The organism is Streptomyces sp. AC627_RSS907 (assembly GCF_019049165.1).
In genome coordinates this window covers 1-680 of sequence record NZ_JAGMUE010000150.1, presented here as the reverse complement: position 1 = coordinate 680, position 680 = coordinate 1, and the positions used below count along the sequence as shown (strand labels likewise).

Below are 680 nucleotides of genomic sequence, written 5' to 3'. Positions count from 1 at the left end.
CCGACGCTCCCACGGCTTGTAGGCACACGGTTTCAGGTACTATTTCACTCCGCTCCCGCGGTACTTTTCACCATTCCCTCACGGTACTATCCGCTATCGGTCACCAGGGAATATTTAGGCTTAGCGGGTGGTCCCGCCAGATTCACACGGGATTTCTCGGGCCCCGTGCTACTTGGGTGTCTCTCAAACGAGCCGCTGACGTTTCGACTACGGGGGTCTTACCCTCTACGCCGGACCTTTCGCATGTCCTTCGCCTACATCAACGGTTTCTGACTCGTCCCACGGCCGGCAGACCGTAGAAGAGAGATCCCACAACCCCGCACACGCAACCCCTGCCGGGTCTCACACGTATACGGTTTAGCCTCATCCAGTTTCGCTCGCCACTACTCCCGGAATCACGGTTGTTTTCTCTTCCTGCGGGTACTGAGATGTTTCACTTCCCCGCGTTCCCTCCACACTGCCTATGTGTTCAGCAGCGGGTGACAGCCCATGACGACTGCCGGGTTTCCCCATTCGGACACCCCCGGATCAAAGCCTGGTTGACGACTCCCCGGGGCCTATCGTGGCCTCCCACGTCCTTCATCGGTTCCTGGTGCCAAGGCATCCACCGTGCGCCCTTAAAAACTTGGCCACAGATGCTCGCGTCCACTGTGCAGTTCTCAAACAACGACCAACCACCC

At 58.5% G+C, this 680-nt stretch carries 1 rRNA gene; it reads right to left on the bottom strand.

The features are described from left to right. Positions 1-631, bottom strand: a 23S ribosomal RNA gene (locus tag KUM32_RS28675); the annotation flags it as partial. Positions 632-680: the final 49 nt, after the last annotated feature.